Annotated in this window: 18 protein-coding genes and 1 tRNA gene; 9 read left to right on the top strand and 10 right to left on the bottom strand. The window is 48.8% G+C overall.

Annotated features, from left to right (window positions below; all coding sequences use genetic code 11):
• Window positions 1-399 precede the first annotated feature (399 nt).
• Window positions 400-3,543, bottom strand: a complete 3,144-nt coding sequence (locus BUQ91_RS04060; protein ID WP_074208251.1) for a GH116 family glycosyl hydrolase — start codon at window positions 3,541-3,543, stop codon at window positions 400-402.
• Window positions 3,544-3,651: 108 nt separating this feature from the next.
• Here BUQ91_RS04060 and BUQ91_RS04065 point away from each other — a divergent pair, with 108 nt between their 5' ends.
• The 3 genes from BUQ91_RS04065 (at window position 3,652) to BUQ91_RS04075 (ending at window position 5,431) form a co-directional block, all read left to right on the top strand.
• The gene (locus tag BUQ91_RS04065) at window positions 3,652-3,852 is read left to right on the top strand and encodes a hypothetical protein (RefSeq protein WP_074208917.1); all 201 of its coding nucleotides are present in this window, start codon (window positions 3,652-3,654) and stop codon (window positions 3,850-3,852) included.
• Window positions 3,853-4,022: 170 nt separating this feature from the next.
• Window positions 4,023-4,613, top strand: a complete 591-nt coding sequence (gene purN / locus BUQ91_RS04070) for a phosphoribosylglycinamide formyltransferase (RefSeq protein ID WP_074208252.1) — start codon at window positions 4,023-4,025, stop codon at window positions 4,611-4,613.
• The gene (locus BUQ91_RS04075) at window positions 4,610-5,431 is read left to right on the top strand and encodes a ribonuclease HII (RefSeq protein ID WP_074208253.1); all 822 of its coding nucleotides are present in this window, start codon (window positions 4,610-4,612) and stop codon (window positions 5,429-5,431) included. Before purN ends, BUQ91_RS04075 begins: the two co-directional genes overlap by 4 nt.
• A gap of 331 nt (window positions 5,432-5,762) precedes the next feature.
• Here BUQ91_RS04075 and BUQ91_RS04080 read toward each other — a convergent pair.
• Window positions 5,763-5,836, bottom strand: a tRNA-Arg gene (locus BUQ91_RS04080).
• Between the two features lie 252 nt (window positions 5,837-6,088).
• On the opposite strand from BUQ91_RS04080, the gene BUQ91_RS04085 reads away from it, so the two are divergent.
• On the top strand, window positions 6,089-8,479 hold the full coding sequence (locus BUQ91_RS04085) for a penicillin-binding protein 1A (protein ID WP_074208254.1): 2,391 nt from the start codon (window positions 6,089-6,091) through the stop codon (window positions 8,477-8,479).
• 239 nt (window positions 8,480-8,718) lie between these two features.
• On the opposite strand, the gene groL is transcribed toward BUQ91_RS04085, so the two are convergent.
• Together groL and groES are read right to left on the bottom strand one after the other, a co-directional pair.
• On the bottom strand, window positions 8,719-10,353 hold the full coding sequence (gene groL, locus BUQ91_RS04090; RefSeq protein ID WP_072828114.1) for a chaperonin GroEL: 1,635 nt from the start codon (window positions 10,351-10,353) through the stop codon (window positions 8,719-8,721).
• 119 nt (window positions 10,354-10,472) lie between these two features.
• Window positions 10,473-10,754, bottom strand: coding sequence for a co-chaperone GroES (gene groES / locus BUQ91_RS04095; RefSeq protein ID WP_012819905.1), 282 nt, complete (start codon window positions 10,752-10,754; stop codon window positions 10,473-10,475).
• A gap of 382 nt (window positions 10,755-11,136) precedes the next feature.
• Here groES and BUQ91_RS04100 point away from each other — a divergent pair, with 382 nt between their 5' ends.
• Window positions 11,137-12,057, top strand: a complete 921-nt coding sequence (locus BUQ91_RS04100) for a sugar phosphate nucleotidyltransferase (RefSeq protein WP_074208255.1) — start codon at window positions 11,137-11,139, stop codon at window positions 12,055-12,057.
• Window positions 12,058-12,185: 128 nt separating this feature from the next.
• On the opposite strand, the gene BUQ91_RS04105 is transcribed toward BUQ91_RS04100, so the two are convergent.
• On the bottom strand, window positions 12,186-14,570 hold the full coding sequence (locus tag BUQ91_RS04105; protein ID WP_074208918.1) for a DUF748 domain-containing protein: 2,385 nt from the start codon (window positions 14,568-14,570) through the stop codon (window positions 12,186-12,188).
• A gap of 174 nt (window positions 14,571-14,744) precedes the next feature.
• Between BUQ91_RS04105 and BUQ91_RS04110 the strand changes: the two genes are divergently transcribed.
• A complete protein-coding gene (locus BUQ91_RS04110; protein WP_074208256.1) occupies window positions 14,745-16,406 on the top strand; it encodes a glycoside hydrolase family 9 protein in 1,662 nt (553 codons plus the stop codon).
• 150 nt (window positions 16,407-16,556) lie between these two features.
• Here the strand turns inward: BUQ91_RS04110 and BUQ91_RS04115 are convergent, their stop codons facing one another.
• The 4 genes from BUQ91_RS04115 to BUQ91_RS04130 are packed head-to-tail and all read right to left on the bottom strand — an operon-like array spanning window position 16,557 to window position 19,686.
• On the bottom strand, window positions 16,557-17,498 hold the full coding sequence (locus BUQ91_RS04115; RefSeq protein WP_074208257.1) for a YdcF family protein: 942 nt from the start codon (window positions 17,496-17,498) through the stop codon (window positions 16,557-16,559).
• A gap of 30 nt (window positions 17,499-17,528) precedes the next feature.
• Window positions 17,529-17,996 carry a ribosomal protein S18-alanine N-acetyltransferase gene (gene rimI, locus BUQ91_RS04120; RefSeq protein WP_074208258.1) on the bottom strand — a complete coding sequence of 156 codons (468 nt, stop codon included), beginning with the start codon at window positions 17,994-17,996 and terminating at the stop codon, window positions 17,529-17,531.
• A gap of 5 nt (window positions 17,997-18,001) precedes the next feature.
• The gene (gene tsaB, locus BUQ91_RS04125; RefSeq protein WP_074208259.1) at window positions 18,002-18,634 is read right to left on the bottom strand and encodes a tRNA (adenosine(37)-N6)-threonylcarbamoyltransferase complex dimerization subunit type 1 TsaB; all 633 of its coding nucleotides are present in this window, start codon (window positions 18,632-18,634) and stop codon (window positions 18,002-18,004) included.
• Window positions 18,635-18,651: 17 nt separating this feature from the next.
• The gene (locus BUQ91_RS04130; RefSeq protein WP_074208260.1) at window positions 18,652-19,686 is read right to left on the bottom strand and encodes a D-alanine--D-alanine ligase family protein; all 1,035 of its coding nucleotides are present in this window, start codon (window positions 19,684-19,686) and stop codon (window positions 18,652-18,654) included.
• Between the two features lie 241 nt (window positions 19,687-19,927).
• Here BUQ91_RS04130 and BUQ91_RS04135 point away from each other — a divergent pair, with 241 nt between their 5' ends.
• Window positions 19,928-20,848: an NAD-dependent epimerase/dehydratase family protein gene (locus tag BUQ91_RS04135; protein ID WP_072828107.1), complete on the top strand. Its 921-nt coding sequence runs from the start codon at window positions 19,928-19,930 to the stop codon at window positions 20,846-20,848.
• A gap of 67 nt (window positions 20,849-20,915) precedes the next feature.
• Here BUQ91_RS04135 and BUQ91_RS04140 read toward each other — a convergent pair whose 3' ends face one another.
• Window positions 20,916-21,884 carry a UbiA family prenyltransferase gene (locus tag BUQ91_RS04140; protein ID WP_074208261.1) on the bottom strand — a complete coding sequence of 323 codons (969 nt, stop codon included), beginning with the start codon at window positions 21,882-21,884 and terminating at the stop codon, window positions 20,916-20,918.
• Window positions 21,885-22,010: 126 nt separating this feature from the next.
• On the opposite strand from BUQ91_RS04140, the gene BUQ91_RS04145 reads away from it, so the two are divergent.
• Window positions 22,011-22,298, top strand: coding sequence for a hypothetical protein (locus BUQ91_RS04145; RefSeq protein ID WP_072828105.1), 288 nt, complete (start codon window positions 22,011-22,013; stop codon window positions 22,296-22,298).
• Window positions 22,288-23,472, top strand: coding sequence for a ribosome small subunit-dependent GTPase A (gene rsgA, locus BUQ91_RS04150; protein ID WP_074208262.1), 1,185 nt, complete (start codon window positions 22,288-22,290; stop codon window positions 23,470-23,472). Before BUQ91_RS04145 ends, rsgA begins: the two co-directional genes overlap by 11 nt.
• Window positions 23,473-23,474: the final 2 nt, after the last annotated feature.

Below are 23,474 nucleotides of genomic sequence, written 5' to 3' on the forward strand. Positions count from 1 at the left end.
GTTTTGGCAAATTGCTAAGCGCCCTCGCAAAAACGGCGCTTACAAGTAATTGGGTTAACCTTGGCGAAGGTCTTCAATTGCTAAGCGAACAATCGTTGGTCGAAGACCAAGGTCTTGTTCGCGTGCAATTTGTAGACCGAAGCCTAGACGTTTTCCTTACTTGTTGTGTGCAAAAAAACGCCCGGTATTAACCGGGCGTTGTTGCGAGAGCGAGGCGAAGACGGAGGTTCTATATTGCGATAGAGCCGAGCGGTCTTCTTAGTAAAGCAGAGCGCCCTCGCAAAAACGGTGCTTACAAGTAATTGCATTAAAGCGTAAGAGAATAAGTCGCTAAGCGAACAATTCGCAGCCGAAGGCGAGGACCTGTGAGCGTGCGAGCTTATTCTCTAGAGCTTGCTTTTACTTGTAAAGCAGTGCGAACACCATGCCCGGACGGAAGTACTTACCAGCGGTGTACTTGAGTGCCGTGCTGTGGAGCAGCGTGAAGAGCTCGTTCACATCGACCTTGTTGCTCTTGGCAATGGCGCCGAAAGCCTTCGTGAAGGCGGCGAGATTGCGCGGGAGCTTCGGGCTGATGCGGGAGTCGGCGAGGAGAGCGCCCTTCTTCAGGAGTTCCTTGTGCATTTTGTCGGCGGCAGTTGCGCTGAGGCCGAACTTTGCGACGAGTGCTTCCGGGTGGAGGCGGCAAGAACCGTTGAATCCTTCCGGTGCTGCAAACGGAACGCGAGCTTCGTCATAGAGGTTTCCGATCATGGAATCGGCGAGCACGGAGGCTTCCTTTTCCAAACCGTGGAACATCATGGCGGTCATGATGCTGTACTGAATACCAATCCAAACGTCGTGTGCCTGGAAGTTGAATTCGTCGAGCGGAGAACCGTCCTTACGAACAAGGTTTGCGGCACCGATGAGCGGGCTGTTGGCCTTATAGTTCGTATTGAAAATTCTGAGCAAGTTAGACTTTGCCTTTGCGCTGTCGGTAATCGGTTCGAGGTCGAGCAAGCGGAGGTAAGTGTCTGCAAGCATCGTATCGGCGAACACATCGTCGCAGTCGTTAGCAATCTTTGCTTCCCAGCTCTTGGTGAAGGCTTCCTTGCACTGGGCCGTAATCCAAGCCTTCTTGAGGCCGCGGAGTTCGTTCTTGGAAAGGTCTTCGCCGTCCGGGATTTCGCCTGCGCAGAGCCATTCGTTGATGGCCTTCACGCCAGCGTTCGGATCTTCCGGGAGTTCCAAAGAAACCTTCACAGCTTCGCGGAGTTCGGCATACTTTTCGACGTTCAAGTCCTTCATTTCCATCGGAGTCACGAAGAAGCGGAAGTAGCCTTCGTTTTCGTCCCACAGAGATTCCGTGAATTCCTTGTTTGCTGCTTCAGACTTGGCGTTCCACTTGGCAGCTTGTTCGTTATCGCCGAGGAGTTCTGCAATCTTTGCTGCAGCGCGGAGGCCTGCAATCCAGAGGGAACCGCAGTAAACGGAAATGCCGTAGCTGCAGAGGTTGTCGAACGTGTCGTCGGTACCGTGCGTGAGCGGGAAGTTTTCGCCCGGGTTCACCATCTTTTCGAGGTATTCCATAGCGGCGTAAACGGCTTCCTTGCAATCGGCGAGGCACTGCATGTCCTTCGTCTTGTGGTAGTGACGGTAGACCATGAGCACGTATTTCGGAGCGAGGTCCTTCCATTCCTTAACGTTGTGCCAGTCGTAGGCATCCGGTTCGGCGTCGAAGGGGCTTCCGAGGTCGTGAATCACTGCGCCACGCACAGCGCGCGGGCCTTCAAGCTTCGGGTCCGGGAGGTCGGCGTAGGGGAGGTTCACAAATTCGTGGTGGCGGCGACGGTTGTCGTTCACGGCGAGAATGGCATCGCCAAAGCGCTTCATCACAACGCCATCGAGGCGCGGCATGAGGGCGAGCAAGCTAAAGCTGCCGTAGAAGTAAACGTCGAGAGAGTTGAAGAACGGATAGTCGGCACATTCGCGAACGAGGAAGCGGTCTTCCTTGTCCCACACGGTGGCTTCGGCGAGGAAGCTGAGCGTGTTGATGGCGAGGCTCTTGAATTCTGCCTGCTTGGCGGCAGTCTTGTAGAGCTTTGCAACCGGCTTCTTCGGAACAAGGTTTTCAAATGCCTTGAGGCGATCGTCAAAAGTCTTGTCGGCAGCGAGAGCTTCCGTAAGGAGGGCGACCACGCGGCCGTATGCTTCCGGATAGAATGCGGTGTACTTCTTGGCGGAGGTGAGCTTGTTCAGCTTGATTTCCGGGAAGTCGAGCACCATGTTGAACTGGAAACTGACCTTCTGCTTCGGCTTGAGGACTGCAGTCACGGCAATGGCGCCTGCAATCGTTTCACGGCCGCTGTAAACGTTCTTGACCCAGGAACCGGCAACGCGACCGCTCTGGAGTGCGGCCTTCAAAACGCTCTTCGCGTCGTCCTGATAGAACATCGGCTTCACGGAAACGTTGAGGTTGTCCTTCTTGTTCCAAGCCACGCTCACGCCCATGCAACCGTTGAAGTCGCTTTCGGCAAGAGCCTTTTCGTTATAAAATTCGATACCGCGAACAGAGCGGCCATCTTCGAGTTCCTTGTCGAACTGCACGCCCTTCGGGAAACGTGCGGCCGGAACGAGAACAAAGCTAGAGTCCTGAACGCCCTGGCGGTCCTTCTTGGCCATGTAGCCCGTGATGCTGTCCTGAATTTGGACGATCGTCACTTCGCGGGTTTCCTTGGTGTTGTTTTCGAGCGTAAAGACGGTGGCGTTCACCGGGAGGCTGGAGAGGCGTTCGTCGCCCGGAGTCACGTAGCTGGACTGCGTCTTGGTGATGGCGACTCCCTTGCCTTCGTAAACGGTTTCACTGACCGGATAGAGGGCTGTGTACTTCATCTTGGCGGCGTCATAACCCGGCTGGCCGAGGAATTCGGAGTCGTTTGTCCAAGCAGCGGTGAGGGCGCCTTCGCGGGCGGCCTTTTCGCCAACCATGCCGTCGAAGAAGTCGATGAGCACGGCGCGGTTGATGGCGGCGGTGTCCTTGCCTGCGGCGATCAAAGCTTGGGTGCGGTCGCTGAACTGGATGTGCCAGCGTTCAAATGCGGCCTTGTTCGTTTCGAGGAAAGTCTTGTCGGCGAGAACCTTGTTGAGCTTGGCTTCGGCCTTCTTCTGGTCCTTCATGTCGGCGTCGCCGAAAACGCGTTCGCCCTTGGCGTCGAGGAGCGGGAAGTTGTTGTTGTAGATGCCGAATGCGGCGAAGTTGCCAATCACGAGCGCAGCCTTTGCGCTGAGCACAGCTTCCTTGAAGAAGAAGTTGTTGAAGCGGAGGTCAGACGGCTTTTCGGTGCGAACCTGGACGCCCGGCATCACGTTCATCACGGGAGTCGTGCCTGCAGGCGTTGCGGTAAACGTAGAACCGATACCGCCCACGGCAATACCCGTGGTGGAAGGAGTTGTAGAAAGCGGGGTGTACCACGGCTGAATGAATTCCACAGCGAGACCCGGGGTCATCAGCTTCTGGACAGAGCCGGACATTTTTGCACCGGCAAGATATTCTTTAATGCTCATAATGAGATCCGATATTTAAAGGTTTATACGGGGGGAAAGATAGTAATTAGACTCTTCTTTTTTCAAACTATTTACATCAATTACGTTTGATTGATGTATCTTTATAGTATGACAAAACTAATCGCACACTTGTTCCCCGGTGTTTTCCTCATCGTTGTGTTTTCCTTGTTGAAAGCATACGTAATTCCTGCCCACGTGACTTTTGAATCGTGGTTTGTTTACGTCAATTTCTTTGTATGGGTTGTATGCATCGTGGTGCCGTGCCTTATTTATTACCTCCGCACTCCACCTGGAATCGATCATAAGTAGATTGTTTTTTAGTCTTTGGCCAATAGTCATTAGTTGTTGTAGTTGTAAAAAAGTAAAAAAATTACAACAAACTAATAATTTCGCCTGAGTATGGAGTTGCTGGACCTTTTTATCATGCAAATTTCTAATGACTAAAGACTAATAACTAATAACTAAACTATATTTGGCGCATGTTTAAAATTGGCGTCATGGCTTCCGGCGGTGGAAGCAACTTCAAAGCGATTATTGAACGCATTGGCGAGGGTGACCTCGAAGCCCAGTGCAAGTTTTTGATTACGAACAACGCGGGTTGTGGTGCTGTGCATCATGCCGAAGAATTCGGAATCCCGGTGCATCATATTTCGGGTAAGACTCATCCCGATCAGGCTGCGTACGAAGCAGCTATGCTTGAAGTTCTCGACAAGTACGATGTGGACCTTTTGATTTTGGCGGGGTACATGAAGGCGCTCCCGCTTTGCATGCTCCAGCGTATGCCGGACCGCATTTTGAATATTCACCCGTCTCTGTTGCCGAAATTTGGCGGTAAGGGCTTCTTTGGACATCACGTTCACGAAGCTGTGCTTGCCGCTCATGAAACGGAATCTGGCCCGACGGTGCATCTCGTAAGTGAAGAAATCGATCGCGGTCGCATCTTGGCGCAGACCAAAGTTCCTGTTTTGCCGGATGACACGCCCGACACGCTTGCCGCCCGCGTCCTCGTGCAAGAACACGCTTTGTACTGGAAGACTATTAAGGAATACGCGGCCTCGCTTGGTCTATGAAATTCAAACTGCCCGCATTTTTGGAAAACATTGAATCCCCGGTAGAAGGGGAGGTGGCGCTGCGCAAGTATGCCGCAAATCCGTTGGCATATAGCGGCGATGGTACGCTGGACTTGTTTTCGTCTGCGGGGAATGTTGCTGGTAACAGCTCCGCAATTGTAGTCGGCATTGACGAAGTCGGGCGTGGACCGCTCGCGGGTCCTGTTGTCGCTTGTGCAGCAGTGCTCAAAACTCCCGATGCGCTCTTGACGCTGAATGATTCCAAAAAGCTTTCTCGCCTCAAACGTGAAGCGATGTTTGATGCGGTAAAGGATGCTTGTGCATGCTATGCGATTGCTAGCGCGAGTGTCGAAGAAATTGACGAGATCAACATTCTCGAAGCGGACTTCTTGGCAATGCGTCGTGCTTTGCAAGCTCTTGGATTCCCGGGCTTGAACGAATCCGCTCCTGAAATCCCCATCGAAGTTAAAGGCTCTTTTGCTGAAGTTGCACAGACTTGTCGCCCCGGATTTATTCCGGGGTCGCCATCTTGTCCTAAAATTTTAATCGCCGTCGACGGCAATCTTAAAATCGACAAAATGCCGCAAAACATCCAGATGCCCATCGTCAAAGGCGATGGACGAATTGCGAGTATCTCTGCTGCATCGATTCTCGCGAAAGTCTTCCGTGACCGATATATGGATAAATTAGAAGAACTTTATCCAGGATACGGCTTCGACAAGCATGCCGGTTATGGCACCAAAGCTCACCTCGACGCCATCCGCCGCCAAGGCTTCACGCCTGCCCACCGTAAAAGCTTCCATCCCAAAAGCTTGTAGCGTTTTCTATTGCGTCATTCTGAGGGTGTACCCATTACGTCATTCTGACGTTGTCACCTTGGCCTGCTTACTGTCTCCCCGGATTTATTCCGGGGTCACCTTCTTGAGAGAACTTGGCGTTTACAATCATTTATGAAAAGAACATACAAAAACAGGTGATTCCGGCATCCTTCGACTTTCGCTCAGGACGGGCTCCGGCCGGAATGACATTGTAATAGGTGCAGTTCTTGCATTCCCCCTAGCATTCCCGGCGCATTCTTCGCGTTCTCAGCGTGTTTTCCTGCGGCGTATAAAAACAGAAAAGGCCAGTCTTTCGACTGACCTTTTCTTCTGCGGGTGCCAGGACTCGAACCTGGAGCCTTTTGGTTCGTAGCCAAACGCTCTATCCAGTTGGGCTACATCCGCGTTTTGTTGTCTTCTCTCGTTGACGGGCACAAATATAGATTAATCAAAAATAATGTCAAGGGTAAAGGGCAAAAAAAATGAAATTTTTTGAAAAAAGTTTCGCGCATTCCCATTTTGACCGTTTGCATTCTCGTTTTGACCATTCGCAATCGCTTATACCCCCTATTTAACCCCTAATTGCGATCCCCTATAATTGAATAGATTTCGTTCTTTAGCTATTTTTGTCCCCAAACTTTTTTAGTGTTGATGAAAATGAATAAGTTCAAAGCTTTCATGAAGATTTTAGGCTCGGCCATCAAGAAGTATGGTTCCATTGCTTGGCAGAAAATTTGGAACGTATTGAAAATTGCGTTCGCAAACAAGGTTTTCCGCTGGTTCTTTATTCTGATGTGCCCAATTATTTTGGCCTTTATTGCTGCTCTTATCGTCTATATCCATTACTCGCCGGAACTGCCGTCGCTCTCGCAGTTGGAACAGATCAATCCGCGCCTTGTGACGAATATCTATGATAAGGATGGTCAAATTGCTCACGAATATTTCGTGGAACGCCGTGAATGGACTTCAATCGATTCGATTCCGCAAAAGGCAATCCAAGCCGTAATGGCGACCGAAGACCGCGCTTTCTATAAGCATTGGGGCATGAACGTTTGGGCGATTCCTTCGGCAATTATCGAAAGTGCCGTGTCTGGCAATAAACTTCGCGGTGCATCGACCTTGACGCAGCAGCTCACCAAGCTTCTGTTCCTCACGCCGGAACGTTCCCTTTCCCGTAAGATCAAGGAAATGATGACGGCTATTCGAATTGAACAGACCTACACGAAGGAAGAAATTCTCGAGTTCTACATGAACGAAGTTTACCTCGCAGGCGGTAATTACGGTTTCCAGGCTGCAGGCAAGTACTACTTTGGCAAGCCGCTCGATAGTCTTTCTATCCCGGAATATGCTGTGCTCGCCGGTATGTTGCAGCGCCCTGAAACGTATCGTCCGGACCGTCATCCAAAGAATTCTCTCCGTCGTCGTAACACTGTTCTTTTCGCCATGTACGATGCAGGCTATATCACTCGCGATGAATACCACAAGTATGTGAGTACTCCGATTGAACTAGCCAAGAAGGAAGAAGTTACCGGGAATGGTCTTTATTTCTTCGAAGAAATACGCAAGTATATGGAGAAGAAGTACGGCGAAAACTCGCTCTATGCTGATGGTGTGTCCGTCTACAGTACGATTGATCCGGATATCCAGGCATTCCTCGATAGCGTAGCCTATGCTCAGGTCGAAAGGGTCCGTCGCCGTATCAAGTACCGCGCTACCCGCAGGCTCCAGCTTACCAAGAAGTATGGCATGCCTGAAGATAGCGTTGTCGCTCATTTCGATAGTGTCTATACCCTCTTTAAGAAGGAATACCTTTCTGCAGATACAGTGAAAAATAGACGCGGTCAGTTTACCCGTTTCCCGGACAGTATCCGTTATCATCATGCAGAAGTTGCTGCTATTATCATTGAAAACGAGACGGGTGCAATTCGAGCCATGGTGGGCGGAAGTGACTTTAACAAGTCCAAGTGGAACCGCGCTGTGCAGTCTTTGCGCCAGCCGGGTTCTTCGTTCAAGCCGATTGTTTACTCGACCGCCATGGACAACGGTGCTAGCCCGTGCGACTCCGTGAATGACCAGCCGGTGACAATCCCGGATCCGGATGACAAGAACCCGAACAAGGTTTGGCGCCCGGGTAACTTTGAACATGATTTCGAAGGAATGATGACGCTCCGTCGTGCTCTTTACAAGTCCAAGAACTTGCCTGCCATTTTGACCGGCATGAAGTATGGTCTCAGCAACGTGGTGAACTATGCCCGCAAGTTCGGCATCAAACGTGCTCCGTTGCAGGCTGTTCCGAGCTTGGCTCTCGGTTCTGTGGGTGCAACGCTCATGGAAATGACTTCTGCTTACACGGTATTCCCGAACGGCGGTAACCGCATCGAACCGTACATGATTGAATCTATCGTGGACCGTAATGGTGAAGTTCTCGAAAAGAATTCAAAGGTTGAACACGAAGTGTTGCGGCCGGCATCGGCTTACTTGATGGTCGATATGCTTAAGGACGTGAACGTTCGTGGTACGGCTGGCCGTGTCTGGGCTTCTGGTTTCCGCCATCCGAGCGGTGGTAAGACCGGTACGACCAACGACTACACGGATACTTGGTACATCGGCTTTACCAAACAGTACACGATGGGTGTCTGGGTGGGGTCCGATACTCCGGGGACCATGGGTGCCGGTCATACGGGTACCGAAGACGCTCTTCCGATTTGGATGGCTACGATGGCTAGGTTACACAAGGATTTGCCGAAGCTTCCGTTCCCGGTCCCGCCTGGCGTGATTAGCCGTGGCATTTGTAATCATACGGGTCTTGTTGCGGGCGAGTTCTGCTCTGAAAAGTCTTACTGCCTTTATACGGCGGGGTATGGTCCGACGGAACGTTGCGATGGTAACCACTTCAGTTCTCAGACAAAGTCTGCTGATAACGCTACTTTGTTCAGCAACAAGGGTGTTGTCGAAAACAACCGCTACGAAGCTCCGCAGCCCAAGAAAAAGAAGGGTAAGAAGGAACCTGAGCCGCAGCCCAAGCGCAATACAAGAAAGATGTTCTAATTGAGTTACTAGTTATTAGTTGCTAGTTACTAGTCAAGATTTGAAGGAGCCTGTGCGGCTCCTTTTTTTTTGTGTGCGTGATATTATGCGGGACCGTCGTTGCGGGCGGTCTATTTGTTTTGCATTGTCATCCGCATCTTCCATGAAAACACAAAAAATCCCGAGCTCGTGAGAGTCGGGATTTTAGTGGAGTTAGAATATGAAATTCTAGGCCGCGCGCAGTTTCGCGCGCGTTTATATTACATCATGCCGCCCATGCCCATGGACGGATCCATAGCCGGAGCTGCCGGAGCCTTCGGTTCCTTCTTTTCGGTGATCACGCAGTCAGTCGTGAGGATCATCGAAGCGATGGAGGAGGCGTTCTTGAGAGCCGTGCGGGTCACCTTAGCCGGGTCAATGACGCCAGCCTTGATGAGGTCTTCGTAAGTGTCGGTCTTAGCGTTATAGCCAAAGCCGTCCTTGCCTTCCTTGACCTTGTTCACCACGACAGAGCCTTCGAGGCCAGCGTTCTGGACGATCTGGCGGAGCGGTTCTTCGATAGCGCGGCGGATGATTGCAGCACCAGTCTTCTGGTCGGCATTGTCGAACGTGAGAGCGTCGATAGCCTTTTCAGCGCGGATGAGAGCAACGCCACCACCCGGAACGATACCTTCTTCGACAGCAGCACGAGTTGCGTGCATAGCGTCGTCGACGCGGTCCTTCTTTTCCTTCATTTCAACTTCGGTAGCAGCACCGACCTTGATCACAGCAACGCCACCGGCGAGCTTTGCCAAGCGTTCCTGGAGCTTTTCACGGTCATAGTCGCTCGTGGTAGCTTCAATCTGCTTCTTGATCTGAGCGATACGGCCCTTGATAGAAGCGGCGTCGCCAGCACCTTCGACGATCGTGGTGTTGTCCTTCGTGATGGTGATGGACTTTGCCTTACCGAGAACGGTAACCGGAGCATCTTCGAGCTTAGCACCCGTGTCTTCAGAGACGAGCATACCACCAGTGAGGATTGCGATATCTTCGAGCATGGCCTTACGACGGTCGCCAAAGCCCGGAGCCTTAACGGCAGCAACCTTCAAGGTGCCGCGCATCTTGTTCACAACGAGCGTTGCGAGAGCTTCGCCATCGACGTCTTCGGCGATGATGAGGAGAGACTTGCCCTGCTTTGCAACGTGTTCGAGCATCGGGAGCAAATCCTTCATGGTAGAAATCTTCTTGTCGTACAGGAGAATGTACGGATTTTCGAGAGCGACTTCCATGCTGTCCGTGTTCGTGACGAAGTACGGAGAGAGGTAGCCACGGTCGAACTGCATACCTTCGACAACGTCGAGGACGGTTTCAGCAGTCTTGGATTCTTCGATGGTGATGACGCCATCGTTGCCGACCTTTTCCATTGCGTTGGCGAGGAGTTCGCCAATTTCCGGGTCGTTGTTTGCAGAAATCGTTGCAACCTGGGCGATGTGTTCCTTGCCGTTGATCTTGACGGCCATCTTGCCGACTTCCTTGATCACAGCTTCGACAGCTGCGTCCATACCGCGCTTGATGTCCATCGGGTTTGCACCAGCAGCGACGTTCTTCAAGCCTTCACGAGTGATTGCCTGTGCGAGAACGGTTGCAGTTGTGGTACCGTCACCAGCAGCGTCAGAAGTCTTGTTGGCAACTTCCTTGGCCATCTGTGCGCCGAGATTTTCGTATGCGTCTTCGAGTTCGACTTCCTTAGCGACAGAAACACCATCCTTAGTGACGTTCGGAGCGCCGAAGGAACGTGCGATCATGACGTTACGGCCCTTAGGACCGAGAGTAACCTTAACTGCATTGGCGAGCTTGTCAACGCCCTTCATGAGGGATTCGCGAGCTGCTACATCAAACTTCAATTGCTTTGCCATTTTTGTTATTCCTTTTTAAAATTCTTTGGTTGTTGGTCATTAGTCATTGGTCATCGGACCTTGTAATCGCGGCTTTGCCACCTAACTGAAACTAGTGACTATTGACCATTGACTAGCTACTACAGAGTAGCGATAACGTCGGATTCCTTAACGATGAGGAAGTTTTCTCCGTCGACGGTGACTTCAGTACCACTGTACTTGCCATAAAGCACCACGTCGCCAACCTTGACTTCCATGGCAACGACTTCGCCCTTGTCGTTCTTGCGACCCGGACCTACGGCCACGACCTTACCCTGCATCGGCTTTTCCTTTGCATTATCCGGAATGAAGAGACCGGAGGAGGTCTTCTGTTCGGCTTCAGCCGGCTTGACAACGATTCGATCTGCTAAAGGCTTGATCATTATTTTTATCCTCTTTTGGGCTTTTGCCCAGTTAAATTGCTTGGCCCAATTGATTGTTGGAGTTGTTCCAAATTGGACCATCTTTTTTGTTTCGCCCCTCATGAAGCAATTTCCGTGCCAAAAACCAAATCATATATATTAGGGGTATTCGTGGGTGAGATTCTCACTGAAGTGTCTATTTTTGAAACGGGATTGGTTTTACAAGATATGGATGTTTAAAAATGAAACTGGAAGCTGTGTTTTTGCCATAGAACGAATTTTGTAATAAAAACGGCTGATTGTTTGTCTAGAATGATGTGAATCGTGTTTTTTTTTTACGTTTTTTTTATCTTTTGCTTCTACGTAAGGGTGTTTGAATACACTAAAAAAAAAGGTTTTTTGAATGAAAATTGTTCTTCCTGTTGCTGGCAATGGCGTACGCCTTCGTCCATATACGGAAAATCTTCCTAAGTGCTTGCTTCCTGTAGCTGGTAAGACGATCTTGGATTGGATTGTCGATGATACTCTTTTTTTAAAGCCATCCGAAACGATTTTTATAACGGGATATAAAGCTCCGGTTGTTGATGAATTTTTGAAGCAGAAAACCTCATGGGGTGCTGTTCGTACGGTGATTCAATCCAATCCTCAGGGCTTGGGTGAAGCTATCAGCCTTGCGCTTCCGTATGTGAATGACGATGAACCTCTTTTGATTATTCTTGGTGATACGCTTTTTGAGGCTGACTTGTCTATTCTCGAAAAGGCGACGGAAAATATTCTCTATACGTTCAAGGTCGAAGATCCTAAGCGTTTTGGAGTCGCCGTAACGAATGGAGACGGGCTTATTGAACGTCTCGTGGAAAAGCCGCAGGAATTCGTTTCGGACGAAGCTATAGTTGGAATTTATTACATCAAGGATGTCAAGGTGCTCAAGGAAGCTTTGGGATACCTCATGCAGAATGATATCCGCACCAAGGGCGAATTCCAGTTGACGGATGCGCTTGAACGCATGATTGAGGGCGGCTGCAAGTTCCGTACCGCTCCGGTTCAAAAGTGGCTGGATTGTGGCCTTGTTGAAACCTTGCTTTCTACGAATGCGCACATTCTTAAACGTAGTGCAGAAAAGATTCCGCAGTTCGAAGGGTCTGAAATTATCGAACCGTGCCACATCGGCAAGAACGTAGTTATCAAGAATTCCAAGGTCGGTCCTGATGTGTCGGTTGGGGATAATTGCATCATCGAAAATTCTGAAGTCAGCAATGCCATTCTTTGGGATGGTGTGAATGTTACAAACCAGAAAGTTGCGGGTACTGTAATTCACGAATAATTTTTGAAAGAGCATCGCGCAAGATTGCGCGGCTCGCTCAATTTGCAATTAAAAAAAGGACATCGCTTAGCGATGCCCTTTTTCTCTAGTAACTATTAACTCCGTAACTAGTAACTGTGCCTCCGGCGCTACTGCACGTCTACAGTGACCTTGTACATCGGCTTGTCCTTGTAGTTGCGGAGCGCATCTCTCGGGGCCGTGATGACTTTCAGGTTCTTCTTGGTGATGCCTGGCTGTGCACGCAAGACCTTGAGCAAGTCAGCGTTGCGCTGGGAGGCCATCTTCGGGAGAACCTTCATCATGTAGTTCTTGTCGATTTCGGCAGAATGTTCCTTGACGTAAGCCTTGAACTCCTTGTCCTTTTCTTCAATTTCTTCGATAGCTCTATAGTCAAGTTCGTTCAGTTCGGTCTTGTTGCTCTTTTGTTTGTAGAAATCGATCTTGAGCTGTTTGACCTTGTATTCCTTAGCTGTCTTTCTCGGGTTGTAGTACTGAGTGAATGTCAGCATGAGGTTCGGGTCTTTTTGGATCATTTCTGTCATCTTGATTGCCTTGGCGTACTGTTCGCTAGTGAACGTTTCGGTGTTGGCATCAATCAGCACTTCATCGTTCTTGCCGAGGTCAAAGCCGAGGGCGCTGGCGCCTGCCATGGCGAGGTTTCCGACGAGTCTAAACGGCGACACGGCGACCTTCACGAGCAGGTTTACAACGGTCTTCCAGATAATCTTTCCGTAGGAGAATTCCGGGTCATCGAGGTTACCTTTAACTGGTACGTCGAATTGAATCTTGTCGTCCTTGTCCTTCAAAATGTAGAGACCGATTTTCATCGGGACGGTGTATTCCGGGTCGATGTCGTCGACCTTGTTCCCTACGGTGATGTTATAAATGTCGATGGTGTTCTTGCTATCGAGGTTGCGGTCTACAATCTTGTTTTCGCTAGCGAATGCGAGTGTGCCGGCCTTGATGGGGTAGGCGGTGTAGTGGAGTGAGTAATTCGAGAAATGCTTGAGCACAAGGTTCTTGACGCTGATGTAAATGTCCATCGTGTTCAGGTTGCTGAGGGCGCCGTGGTACTTGAGCGAGAGGCTTCCGCCTTCGGGGAAGCTTGCGGCAACGTTAACATTGCAAGGCGTGTCGTAATTGATGTTTTGGCCTGTGACAGTAATGGCGCTCACCTTGTAGTTGAACGGACGGATAATCGTGTGGTCGGTAATTGTTATGTAAGTGTTCTTGACGAGAAGCTTGTTGATTTTTGCCTTGAGCTTCTTTGCCTTGGCGGGCTTCTGGTCTGCAGCTTTGGCTACACTTGTTGTGTCGCTTGTGGCTTTGCTTGTTGTGTCTGCAACGGGTTCAGCCTTAGGTTCAGCTTTCGGTTCGGGTTTAGGTTCAGCCTTTGGAGCTGCTTCTGCTGTGACTGTCGAATCGGTAGTTGCGGTAGAATCCGTTACCTTTGCGGCACCCTTGTTCATCGGGGTGAGGAGCACGTCAAAGTTTGTCTTGCCGTCCTTGTACAAATCGATATGTGCAAATGCGCCATCCACAATGACGGAGTCGATGAGGTATTCGTTGTCGGTCAGGTTTGCTTTGCCAATTCCGACTGTAACGTTTTCTGCACCCATCTTGCTTCCGCTCTTTTCGGTGAGGTCAATTTTGTCGAGTATGACTTTGCCCTTGACGTTGGAAGAAAGTATGCTGTTGATGTTGCCGCTGATGGTGATATTTGCCGAGAGAAAGCCCGAGAAGTCCTTGTACGTGATGGAATCGTTCAGGTACGGCTTGATGCAGGCGAGTGCGAATCTATGCAGGTTCAAATAAATATTGAAATCGTACGTGGCCATGTTGGCATCGACTTTAACGCTCAGGTCACCACCATCTGCAAACTTGAGACTTACATCAACACCTGTAGCATTGTCTTCGAGGTAGATTGCCGGAATGTTGATGGAGAAATCCTTGAGATGGAACTTGGAACCGACTTTGGTGTCTTGGTAAATGATGTTACCCTTTTCAAAGACGATGTTCCTAAGGCTGAGTTTGACCGGAAGGCCGGCTGCGATTTCTGCAGCGCTCTTGCTTTCGTTATCTTGGGCTTTCTTTTCTTCAGGATGTTCGGCGTAGTAGATGCTGTCTTTTTGCGCCAAGAAATCCAAAATGTCGCTGAAGTTGAAGCGCTCTCCGTGCTGCGTGGTGCGAACGTAGAGGGCTTTCATGTAGATGTCGCTGATATCCAATGTTCTCGTGATGAGCTTCAGCGGGTTGATGTTCATGCTGAACTTGTCGAATGCGACGAATTTGGTCTTGTCGTCAGCTTCCAGGATGGCGAGCGTATCGACATCGAGAACGTACGTGAACGGGTTCAGGCTGATGTCCTTGATGGTGATGCTTCGACCAATCATCTCCTTGGAATGTTCTTCGATGTAGCTGCGGGCGATTTTTGGGGCCACGAGGAGCGCAACGAAGTAGAGTACGATGAGTGATCCCAGAACAATGAGGGTGATTTTGACTGGCTTTTTCATGGTTGTATAATCCTTGGCTGACGATGCCATGGTTGAATTTTCAACATAAAATAAAATAGCAAAATTGTAATTTTTGGCATCATGTTGATTTTTATTGCATGTTGTTTACTGTAATAAACAATAAAGAGGCTTTTTTTTAATAATGTCCTAGACTAAAAAAGTTATTCTTAGGGTATGGACGCGAAATTACATTATTGTGAACCGGGTTACGCCCCTTCATCTTCCAAGACTTTCCTGATTGCCTTTTCGGAGGATGTTTCTTCTGCATCGCTCAAGTTCAAAATTTTGGACGCCTCGTCAAATTGCGTATTTGAGGGCGTTGCCGAAAAATTGGGCCGTTGCGATTATACGGGCGAGTTCCTTTACAAAGGGGACTTCTCTTCGGTAACGGCTTTGGGGCTGTATCGAATTGTTCTTGAAGGCTTGAATGTAACTTCGCATGAATTTCAAATTTCTGGAGAATGGCTTGCTCGCGAGACTCGTGCGAATATCAAGTCGTTCTATTATCAGCGGAGCGGCATGGAATTGCCTGCAAAATTTGCGGGAGAGTGGGCTCGCCCTGCAGCGCATTTGGATTCCGCGTTGGAATTTCATCCGACCATGAATCGTTCCGGAGTTTGGAATGCCCATGGTGGCTGGTATGATGCCGGCGATTATGGAAAGTATATTGTGAATGGTGGCGTGAGCGTTGCTACGTTGATGCTTGCTTGCGAACTGCGAAAAAATTCGGAATTTGTGGGTGGTGCCGCTTTTAAAGAATCGTTTGAACAGCCGGTAAGTTTGCTCGATGAAATCCGTTTTGAACTTGAATTTTTCTTGCGCATGCAAGATGATGATGGCGGCGTTTTCTTCAAGGTGACTCCTTACCGTTGGGATGGCTTTGTGACTCCGGCGGAATCGGATGCTTCGCAAAAGCGTTATATTCTTGGAAAGTCGACTTCGTCTACATTGAACTTTGTGGGCGCCTTGGCGCAAGCGTATTGCTTATATACGGATGTCGATGCTGACTTTGCGGCTGATTGTTTAAAGGCTAGCGTCCGTGCTTATTTGTGGGCCGAGCAAAATCCCGAAGTCGATTGGCCGCATAATACGGAAGGTAGTGGCGGATATGGGGACCCGGATTTAGGCGATGACTTTTTCTGGGCGCGTGCAATGCTTTACCGCGCACTTGTTGCAGAAAATGCAGATAAAATTGTTGGCGGTGTTGCCGCGGAATTGATTGAACGGATTGAAAAGCAGCTCCCTGCGGATATGGAAGCGTTTTTGCCGACGTATGGATTGCAATGGCGCTCGACGCAGAACTTGGCTTGGTTTGCGCTTGCAACAATGGATTGCAAGTGGACTGAAAAAGCTCGAAAGGCTTTTATGTACACGGCTGAAGAAATCCTCAAGTTGCAAAATGAAGACCCGTATAGCTTATCGATCCGCAAGTTTATTTGGGGCAGTAACGGTGATATTGCAAACCATGCGCTGACTTTGTATTTGGCGTATGAATGGTTTAAAGAACCGAAATATTGCAAGGCTGCAATGGAACAAATTGAGTTTATCTATGGCAGGAATCCCGTGGACGTGAGTTTTGTAACGGGTTCTTCCTGGAATTCTCCGAAATTCCCGCATCACCGCATTAGTCATTCTGATGGTGTTGTGGAACCTGTGCCTGGGCTTGTTGTCGGAGGGATCAACGTGGATCGTCAGGATGCTCACCGCAATCCGCATTATCTTGGGGATGCTCCGGGAATGTCTTATGCGGATGAACAGTGTTCGTTTGCAAGTAACGAAGTTGCAATTAACTGGAGCGCGCCTTTGACTGCTGCACTGTTATTGCTGAGTGCTTAATTGTTGCTTTAGTGAAATGCTCTGCATCTCCGTCATCCTGAGCGAAGCGAAAACAACCTCAGAAGGCGAGCGTTGCAGCCATGCTTGCATGGATATAACCGAGCCAAAGAGGTTGGGGCTTCGCCATCAGAATGACGTAATAGTGTTTCGTTATTTTCGTTTCTTAACGTCAGCCTTCTTTTCGGAAGCCTTTTCTTTGGCTTTTTCTTTCGGCTGGTCCTTCGTTTGCGTTTTGGACTGCTCTTTCGGCGTTTCTTTAGTTTCTTTGACTTGAACTTTTTCAGACGCCTTTATAGAATCTTTGGCCGCTTCTTTTTCCGATTCCGCTTTTATCTTGTCTTCAATTTTCGGCAAGAGCTTTTGCAAGTTGACATTCGGGTTTATTTCGCGCTTGTATTCGGCATAAGATTTAACTGGCTTGTAATAAGATGAATCAACAGCTTCGAGCGTGTCGGTATTGAATAAATCGAAATACGATGCAAATAAAGCGGCCCAGCTGCGGAGCCAATTTTTACGTGATTCTCTATTGCTGTACCAGCAAGAAGGGTTATATGTGACGTGCTTGATGTCTTTGGTCAAGTAAACAGGGCTGTTTCCGGAAAGCTTTTGGAAAATTCTTTTGACGCGGTATGTCGATGCCGCATCGGTTATAAGAAGAACGGTGTCTGCGTTGTGCTTTTTTAACCAAGGAATGAGTGAATAGGCTTCGCTAATGGTGGAAGGATCGTTGTGCGGCACGAGAAAAACTGCGTTTTTGTCGAAGTCACCGAGCTTCATGAAATCTTCGGCGTAAAATTCTGCATTGCTACGATCGCGGTAAATTCGACGGCCAAGAATCAGCACGGAATCCGCTTTGCCTTCTCTTACGAGTTCTGCTGCAAAATCGTTGCGTTCTAAGTCCGCTGTTTGCCCGTCGAGTATGGTAACCCATTTAACGTGCTCAAAATTATCGTCTTGAACAAGCCAATGACCGCTTTTTTCAAAGGTAATATAGATGATGATGGCTATGGCAAGCAAAACAAGCAGCGCAATTCCTACGCTGAAATTTTTTTTCTTACGATCGTTTTTATCGGACTTTAGAATATTTGACAAAGTAATTACCTGCTTAGATTGTCTTGCCTGTTATGCTATGGGCGCGTTCTTGAAAACATACAAAATAGCATCTTCGCCATCGGAATAGTAATTTTTGCGGACGTTGTATTGCTTAAAACCATGCTTTTCGTAAAAGGCGCGGGCCTTGACGTTTCCTTTGCGGACTTCCAAAAAGCATTGATCATCGCTTTCGGTTAGTTTATTCAAGCCGGCTTTCAAAAGTTGGCTGCCGATGCCCTTGCGCTGTTCTGAAGTGCGGGTGGCAATACTCAACAGTTCGGAATCGGAACCGAGCAAATGGAATATGGCATAACCTAAGAGTGCGCGGCTTGTGTCGCCATTTGGACTGCCGCCATCATCCTCGCAAACAACGCAGTACGCATATCTTGCGCGGATTTCCGACAGAAACTGCTTTTCATTCCAATCCTGAAATGCCAGTTCCCGTTGCAATTCGAGAACTGGAGGCAAATCATTTTCGGTCATTTCGCGCAGTTGCATGGCGATTACACCTTCAACTTCTCGAAGTACGAGGGCTGGATGTAGTTGGCTTCTTGAATAAGTGAAGGCTTTACCGTTTCAAAAAGCGGAGACCACATGCTAAGTGGCTTGCCTGTATCGAGTGTTGTTGAAATACCTTGTTCTGCAAAAACAGTCGAAAGCGCTTCGTCGGCGAGGGCCGCCTGGTCTACAACAGCGGTCTTTACGGAACTTGACTGGAGTCGTGTAACAACATCGGCGGTTTCGATAAAGCTTTCTTCGTTGTTCAATCGCAAGTACCAGAACCCATTGCGTGCGCGAATTACGACTGCAACAGATTCATCGGGGGCGCCAGCAAAGCAGGCGAGAGCCTGCAATGTCGTCACACCGTACAAATTGCGTTTGCCGCTAAAGCAAAGCCCTTGGCAGAATGCGACGCCCGTGCGCAGTCCGCTGAACGAACCAGGTCCAACTGTCACCATGACCCGCTTCACGTCATCGAGCGTAGCGCCGACTTTCGCAAGCAGAGAATCTAGGCTTGCACTCAAGACTTCGCCTTTGCCAGCCGGGTCTACGATTTCTTCGTAAATCGAGCCTGCATACAGCGCCATCGAAATTCCCTTGCGGGATGTATCTACTATTAAGTCGTAGTTAGTCATTGGTCAATAGCCGTTAGTTAGCGCTTGATCTCCAAGCTCTTGTCGATGATGAGGTCGATTAGCTGGCTGTATGTGATGCCATTGCATGCGGCCTGTTGCGGCAGTAGAGACGTTGGCGTCATGCCTGGGAGGGTGTTCGTTTCGATGGCGAAAAGTTCGCCATCCTTTGTAATGCGGACGTCTGTGCGGCTGTAGCCTGCGCCACCCAAAGCGTAGTGAGCGTTCTTTACAAGTTCCTGGATGCGAGCGGTGAGTTCCGGTGCGAATTCGGCCGGCGTCACTTCCTTACATTCGCCATTGTACTTGGCTTCGTAGTCGAAGTATTCGCGAGTGGTCATACGCATTTCAGTTGGCGGCAAGGGCTTTTCGCCTTCGATGTAACCGCAGCTGGCTTCGCCACCGGCGATGAACTTTTCGCAGAGCAAACGGTTGGAGTCCTTGAACAAGTCCTGAGCAATCTTGCCGGCTTCGTCAAGATCCTTTGCAATGCCAATGCCGATGGAAGAACCTCCCAGCGGGTCTTTGATGACGAGCGGGAATCCAAGTTCGTCGGCAACGCTCACGAGCGTGTCACCGGTGAAGTCGTGCTTCCAGATGACGCGGTAGGGCGGTGTCGGGATGTTGTTTGCTCGATAAATTTCTTTGGACTTGATTTTGTCCATGGCAAGAGCCGATGCCAAAAGGCCGCAACCCGTGTAAGGAATACCCCAGTTTTCAAGCAATGCCTGGATGTGTCCGTCTTCGCCCCATTTGCCGTGGAGGGCAAGGAATGCGATGTCGGCAGACGGAAGTTCCGAAAGGGCCGGAGACTTTTTCTTGTTTGCGGCCGAGCCTTCGAGGCTATAGAAATAGTTTGCAGAGAAGTTTGCTTTTTGGTACGGAGAAAGTTCGCGGGAAGACCAGTGCCAGGTGCCGTCTTTGTCTATGAGCACCGGGTGTATGTTATACTTTTCCGGATCCATGGCACGCACGACGCCGGTGCCGCTGACGACTGAAACATCATGTTCTGTAGATGGACCGCCCATCAAAACCAAAACGCGTAAACGGGACATAAAAACCTCACTAAAAATCTTTGCGATTTAATCTAGTAAATTAGTTGATAGTTACTAGTTACTAGAATGTGTTGTTGCTTGAATGTGCCGTATCAAAATTTTTAAGAAACTTGGGAAAAACTAAATAAGTCTGTTTTTACGTGAAAAAGCTCTAAAAACAATAAATATACGCCTATAAATCTTGCCGGATTGAACCGACATAATCTATATTAAAAAAGATAGGTGTCAAAAAGGAAGTCGTATGAGAGTTTTTGTAACGGGTGGAACTGGGTTTATTGGCCATTATGTAGTTAAGGCTCTTTTGGAAAAAGGGCATGAAGTAGTCGTTGCTACACGCCATCCGAACAAGGTGCCAACCTTAAGGTCGAATCCGAATGTTTCTTTTGTCGAAGCAGCTTTGACAGATTTCGAAAAAATGGGTGAGGGCCTGATTGGCTGTGACGCTTGTATTCATGTAGCTCTTGGCTGGGGTGATACCCCGAGCGCCATGCTCATGAACGATACCCGTGCAACTGTTGCTCTTTTGGAAATGTCCGCTCGTGCAGGATGCGAAAAGTTTATCATGACGAGCAGCACCTCTGCTATGGGCCGTGTCCGTTCCGAAATGCGAGAGACGACTAGCAGCATGCCTATCGATTTGTATGGTGCGACCAAAGCTGCTGGCGAAGCCTACGTGCTTGGTTTTAGCCATGGTTACGGGAGCCAGTTCCCTGAAGTCAAGATGAAGCGCAATATCATCCGTCCGGGTTATACGTTTGGCAATCCGGCATTCCCCGATGGATGCTCGCAGCCGGACCGCCGCTTCTTTGAAATGGCTTACGCCGTCAAGGAAAACCGCGATATTCATATTATCAAGAATGACGGAACGCAGTTTATCCATGCTTCCCAGCAGGCTCAGATTTATATGAAGTTGCTTGAATCGGACCTCAATGAAGAAATCTTCCTCGGTCTAGGTTCCGAATGGATCAGCTGGAAAGAAATTGCTGAAAAGATGATTGCTCTTAAGCCTGATTGCACTTCTAAAATCGTGGAAACCGACATGGGCTGGGGCGATGAACCGATGCTCTATGATGTTCAAAAAATCAAGGACACCTTTGGACTTGTGTTTGATGCCCATGACTTCTTGGACGAACACATCCGCTGGACCTTTGAAAACGCTTAATAAAACTTAATCGTATAAAATACGATGCCATATAAAAAGCCGCTTTTGAAAGCGGCTCTTTTCATTTTTAGTTGGCGGCATACTTGCTGATGAATAGTGCAAGTAAACCTATGACCATTGCAACTTTTAAGACGTTCTGTGCAAGATGGTATTTATGTCGCCATGCTTTGATAAGAGTGTAGATAAAGCAGGGAGTGAGTGTTATTCCTGTAATGATAAGGAACAGCGGCGGATAATTGTTGTTATAGGCTTCTTCCATGAAGAATACAGGGACGGGGAGCAATAACCAGGTAATGCCAATAATTATACCGGCGAGGACTCGAGCGGCCTTTGCACCTGCGATAAGCGGGAATGTCTTGATACCGACCTTAAGGTCACCTGTTTCGTCTTGGAGGTCCTTGTAAATTTCACGAGCGGTTGTAATCAAAAATGTAAGTGGAATGGCTGGGATGATTGCCCACGTTTCATTTACGGGGCTTTCGTAATTTGCAAAGTTAAAGTAGTGCTGCACCGCATATAGCAAAGGAGTTGTGCAGAGGAATGCGACTGTTATGTTCTTGACGAGCGGGGTGTGCTTTATTCTGCGGTTATATGCCGTGAGCAGTGCGATAAGAAGAACGAAAAACCACAAAGGGAATGTCAGGATGATAGCACCTTCTATGCCAAATGCCGCTGCATGTTCCCAGTCTTTGACGACGTTCATGAACTTCACGCATTGTATAATAGTATCGCCAAGTCCGCAGAGAATTGCGAGTATTGCAAGAGCTATCCACGCCTTTTTGGCGGATTTGATGGTGACCATGCCAGTCACGAGCGGACGTTCTGGACGGTTCAGCTTGTCGCTTTTCTTGTCGATAATATCGTTATGGATGTTTGCAAACCCGAGTGCAGATGCAAACCCGAGAATCTGCAAAAGCAGAACGTAAATGGGTGGGTAGTGCTCTAGTAACCCATAGCCGATTAATAGCGTGATTATTGCAATCACGATATTTGCTGGACGTACCATCTTGAAAAGCGTGTATAGTGTCGATTTCATGTTTTTTAATATATATAAAAGTTTCAAAAGTTTACAAAAAAATGCAATTTGAGCGCAGAAAATAGAACTTAGAGCAATATATCAATCAAAAATTCCTGATATTCACTAAAATACTATCTTTATATCATGGCTTTTTTCACCAAAAGTAATCTGGAAGATCTAAGAAAGGAAGCGGACCAGCTTTCTATTTGTGTTGAACATTTTCTGTATGCCGCTGAACATATTCCCGAAAGTGACTGGAAAACGAAGGGTTTTTACGATAATTGCATTGAAAAGTGCAATGGCCGGTTGAAAGCAATTCATTTTTTGATGGAATCTATTAGGCGCGGACGTCCGGTAACTGAAGAGGAACTGGAAGAATCTAGAGAGCTCGAAGACGAAAAACTTTCTAAATTGACTAAAAATGCGAAATAACGATTTTGATTCTGTCGAAAATGAAGATGCTCCGTTGAAGAGTGTTCGTACGTCGCGGCGAGAACACAGAAGTCGCCGTATTGACGTGATGCGAGAATTAGAATCGGGTGTTGTGGATGAACGGCCTATAAAGGAGCGCTTTAGCCGCGAATTTAAAAAGGCGAAAATCAAGCGCATCAAGAATCCTGTCGAAAATATCGGTGAAGAAAATTGTGTAGAAGGCCTTGTGCTCGAAGTGCATCGCCGTACCTGTGAAGTGCGACTAGACAATATTCCTAATTCTGAATCCCAAATTCCGAATACCACTGTTACCGCCATGTACCGCGCTACAACCTCCAAGACGCTCGGGGAATTCCCAGCTGTTGGGGACCGAGTTTTGCTTGGTCTTGTGAATGACGGCGATGACGAGGGCGATGGTGTTGGTTCACAAAAATATTGTGTTGTCCGCGTACTTCCGCGCAGGAGCGAACTGAAACGCCCGGGTCCACGAGATAGCTTTTACAAGCAGCAGACGCTTGCCGCAAATATTGACCAGGTTGTCATTGTGGCTAGCGTGACGCAGCCGGACTTCAATTACGGCTTCATGGACCGTTTTTTGCTTGCTGCAAATTTGAATGACCTGCCGTTTGTACTTGTGCTCACGAAGATGGACTTGCTCCCGAATGGCGAAGCTGACCTTTCAAGCGATATCCGCGATTTCTTGAAAATAGTCGACAAGGTGATTCCCGTGAGTGTTAAAAGTGGTGAAGGCCTCGAGGTCTTGCGCAACGAACTGGTCGGAAAGTCATCGGTCTTTAGTGGTATGAGCGGGGTCGGCAAGTCGACGCTTATCAATGAACTTGTTCCGCATGCCGAACTGCGTACGGGAGATGTCCGTGAACGTGATGGCAAGGGAAGGCATACGACGACTTCTTCAAGCCTGTTCGATTTCCCCGGTGGCGGCTATGTTATCGACACGCCGGGTATCCGAAGCATTGGTCTCATGGACTTGGAACCGGAAACGCTTGCCAAGATTTTCCCGGGCTTTTTTGATGATGACCATTTTACTTGCAAGTTTAGTAACTGCAAACATCTCAAGGAACCGGGATGCGCGGTACGTGCTGCTGTTGAATCGGGTAAATTGTCCGAAGCTCGGTATGCTAGTTATGTGCGAATTTTAAATTCAGGAAAGTAATT

It is taken from the genome of Fibrobacter sp. UWB11 (assembly GCF_900143015.1).
Classification (GTDB): domain Bacteria; phylum Fibrobacterota; class Fibrobacteria; order Fibrobacterales; family Fibrobacteraceae; genus Fibrobacter.

What these genes read in the sequence shown, in the direction of transcription:
- BUQ91_RS04065 (WP_074208917.1), top strand. Translation starts at nt 3,652, where the DNA reads ATGACAAAACTAATCGCACACTTGTTCCCCGGTGTTTTCCTCATCGTT.
- tsaB (WP_074208259.1), bottom strand. Translation starts at nt 18,634, where the DNA reads ATGACTAACTACGACTTAATAGTAGATACATCCCGCAAGGGAATTTCG.
- BUQ91_RS04075 (WP_074208253.1), top strand. Translation starts at nt 4,610, where the DNA reads ATGAAATTCAAACTGCCCGCATTTTTGGAAAACATTGAATCCCCGGTA.
- BUQ91_RS04110 (WP_074208256.1), top strand. Translation starts at nt 14,745, where the DNA reads ATGGACGCGAAATTACATTATTGTGAACCGGGTTACGCCCCTTCATCT.
- BUQ91_RS04145 (WP_072828105.1), top strand. Translation starts at nt 22,011, where the DNA reads ATGGCTTTTTTCACCAAAAGTAATCTGGAAGATCTAAGAAAGGAAGCG.
- groL (WP_072828114.1), bottom strand. Translation starts at nt 10,353, where the DNA reads ATGGCAAAGCAATTGAAGTTTGATGTAGCAGCTCGCGAATCCCTCATG.
- BUQ91_RS04060 (WP_074208251.1), bottom strand. Translation starts at nt 3,543, where the DNA reads ATGAGCATTAAAGAATATCTTGCCGGTGCAAAAATGTCCGGCTCTGTC.
- BUQ91_RS04105 (WP_074208918.1), bottom strand. Translation starts at nt 14,570, where the DNA reads ATGAAAAAGCCAGTCAAAATCACCCTCATTGTTCTGGGATCACTCATC.
- rimI (WP_074208258.1), bottom strand. Translation starts at nt 17,996, where the DNA reads ATGCAACTGCGCGAAATGACCGAAAATGATTTGCCTCCAGTTCTCGAA.
- rsgA (WP_074208262.1), top strand. Translation starts at nt 22,288, where the DNA reads ATGCGAAATAACGATTTTGATTCTGTCGAAAATGAAGATGCTCCGTTG.
- BUQ91_RS04100 (WP_074208255.1), top strand. Translation starts at nt 11,137, where the DNA reads ATGAAAATTGTTCTTCCTGTTGCTGGCAATGGCGTACGCCTTCGTCCA.
- BUQ91_RS04140 (WP_074208261.1), bottom strand. Translation starts at nt 21,884, where the DNA reads ATGAAATCGACACTATACACGCTTTTCAAGATGGTACGTCCAGCAAAT.
- groES (WP_012819905.1), bottom strand. Translation starts at nt 10,754, where the DNA reads ATGATCAAGCCTTTAGCAGATCGAATCGTTGTCAAGCCGGCTGAAGCC.
- BUQ91_RS04085 (WP_074208254.1), top strand. Translation starts at nt 6,089, where the DNA reads ATGAATAAGTTCAAAGCTTTCATGAAGATTTTAGGCTCGGCCATCAAG.
- BUQ91_RS04135 (WP_072828107.1), top strand. Translation starts at nt 19,928, where the DNA reads ATGAGAGTTTTTGTAACGGGTGGAACTGGGTTTATTGGCCATTATGTA.
- purN (WP_074208252.1), top strand. Translation starts at nt 4,023, where the DNA reads ATGTTTAAAATTGGCGTCATGGCTTCCGGCGGTGGAAGCAACTTCAAA.
- BUQ91_RS04130 (WP_074208260.1), bottom strand. Translation starts at nt 19,686, where the DNA reads ATGTCCCGTTTACGCGTTTTGGTTTTGATGGGCGGTCCATCTACAGAA.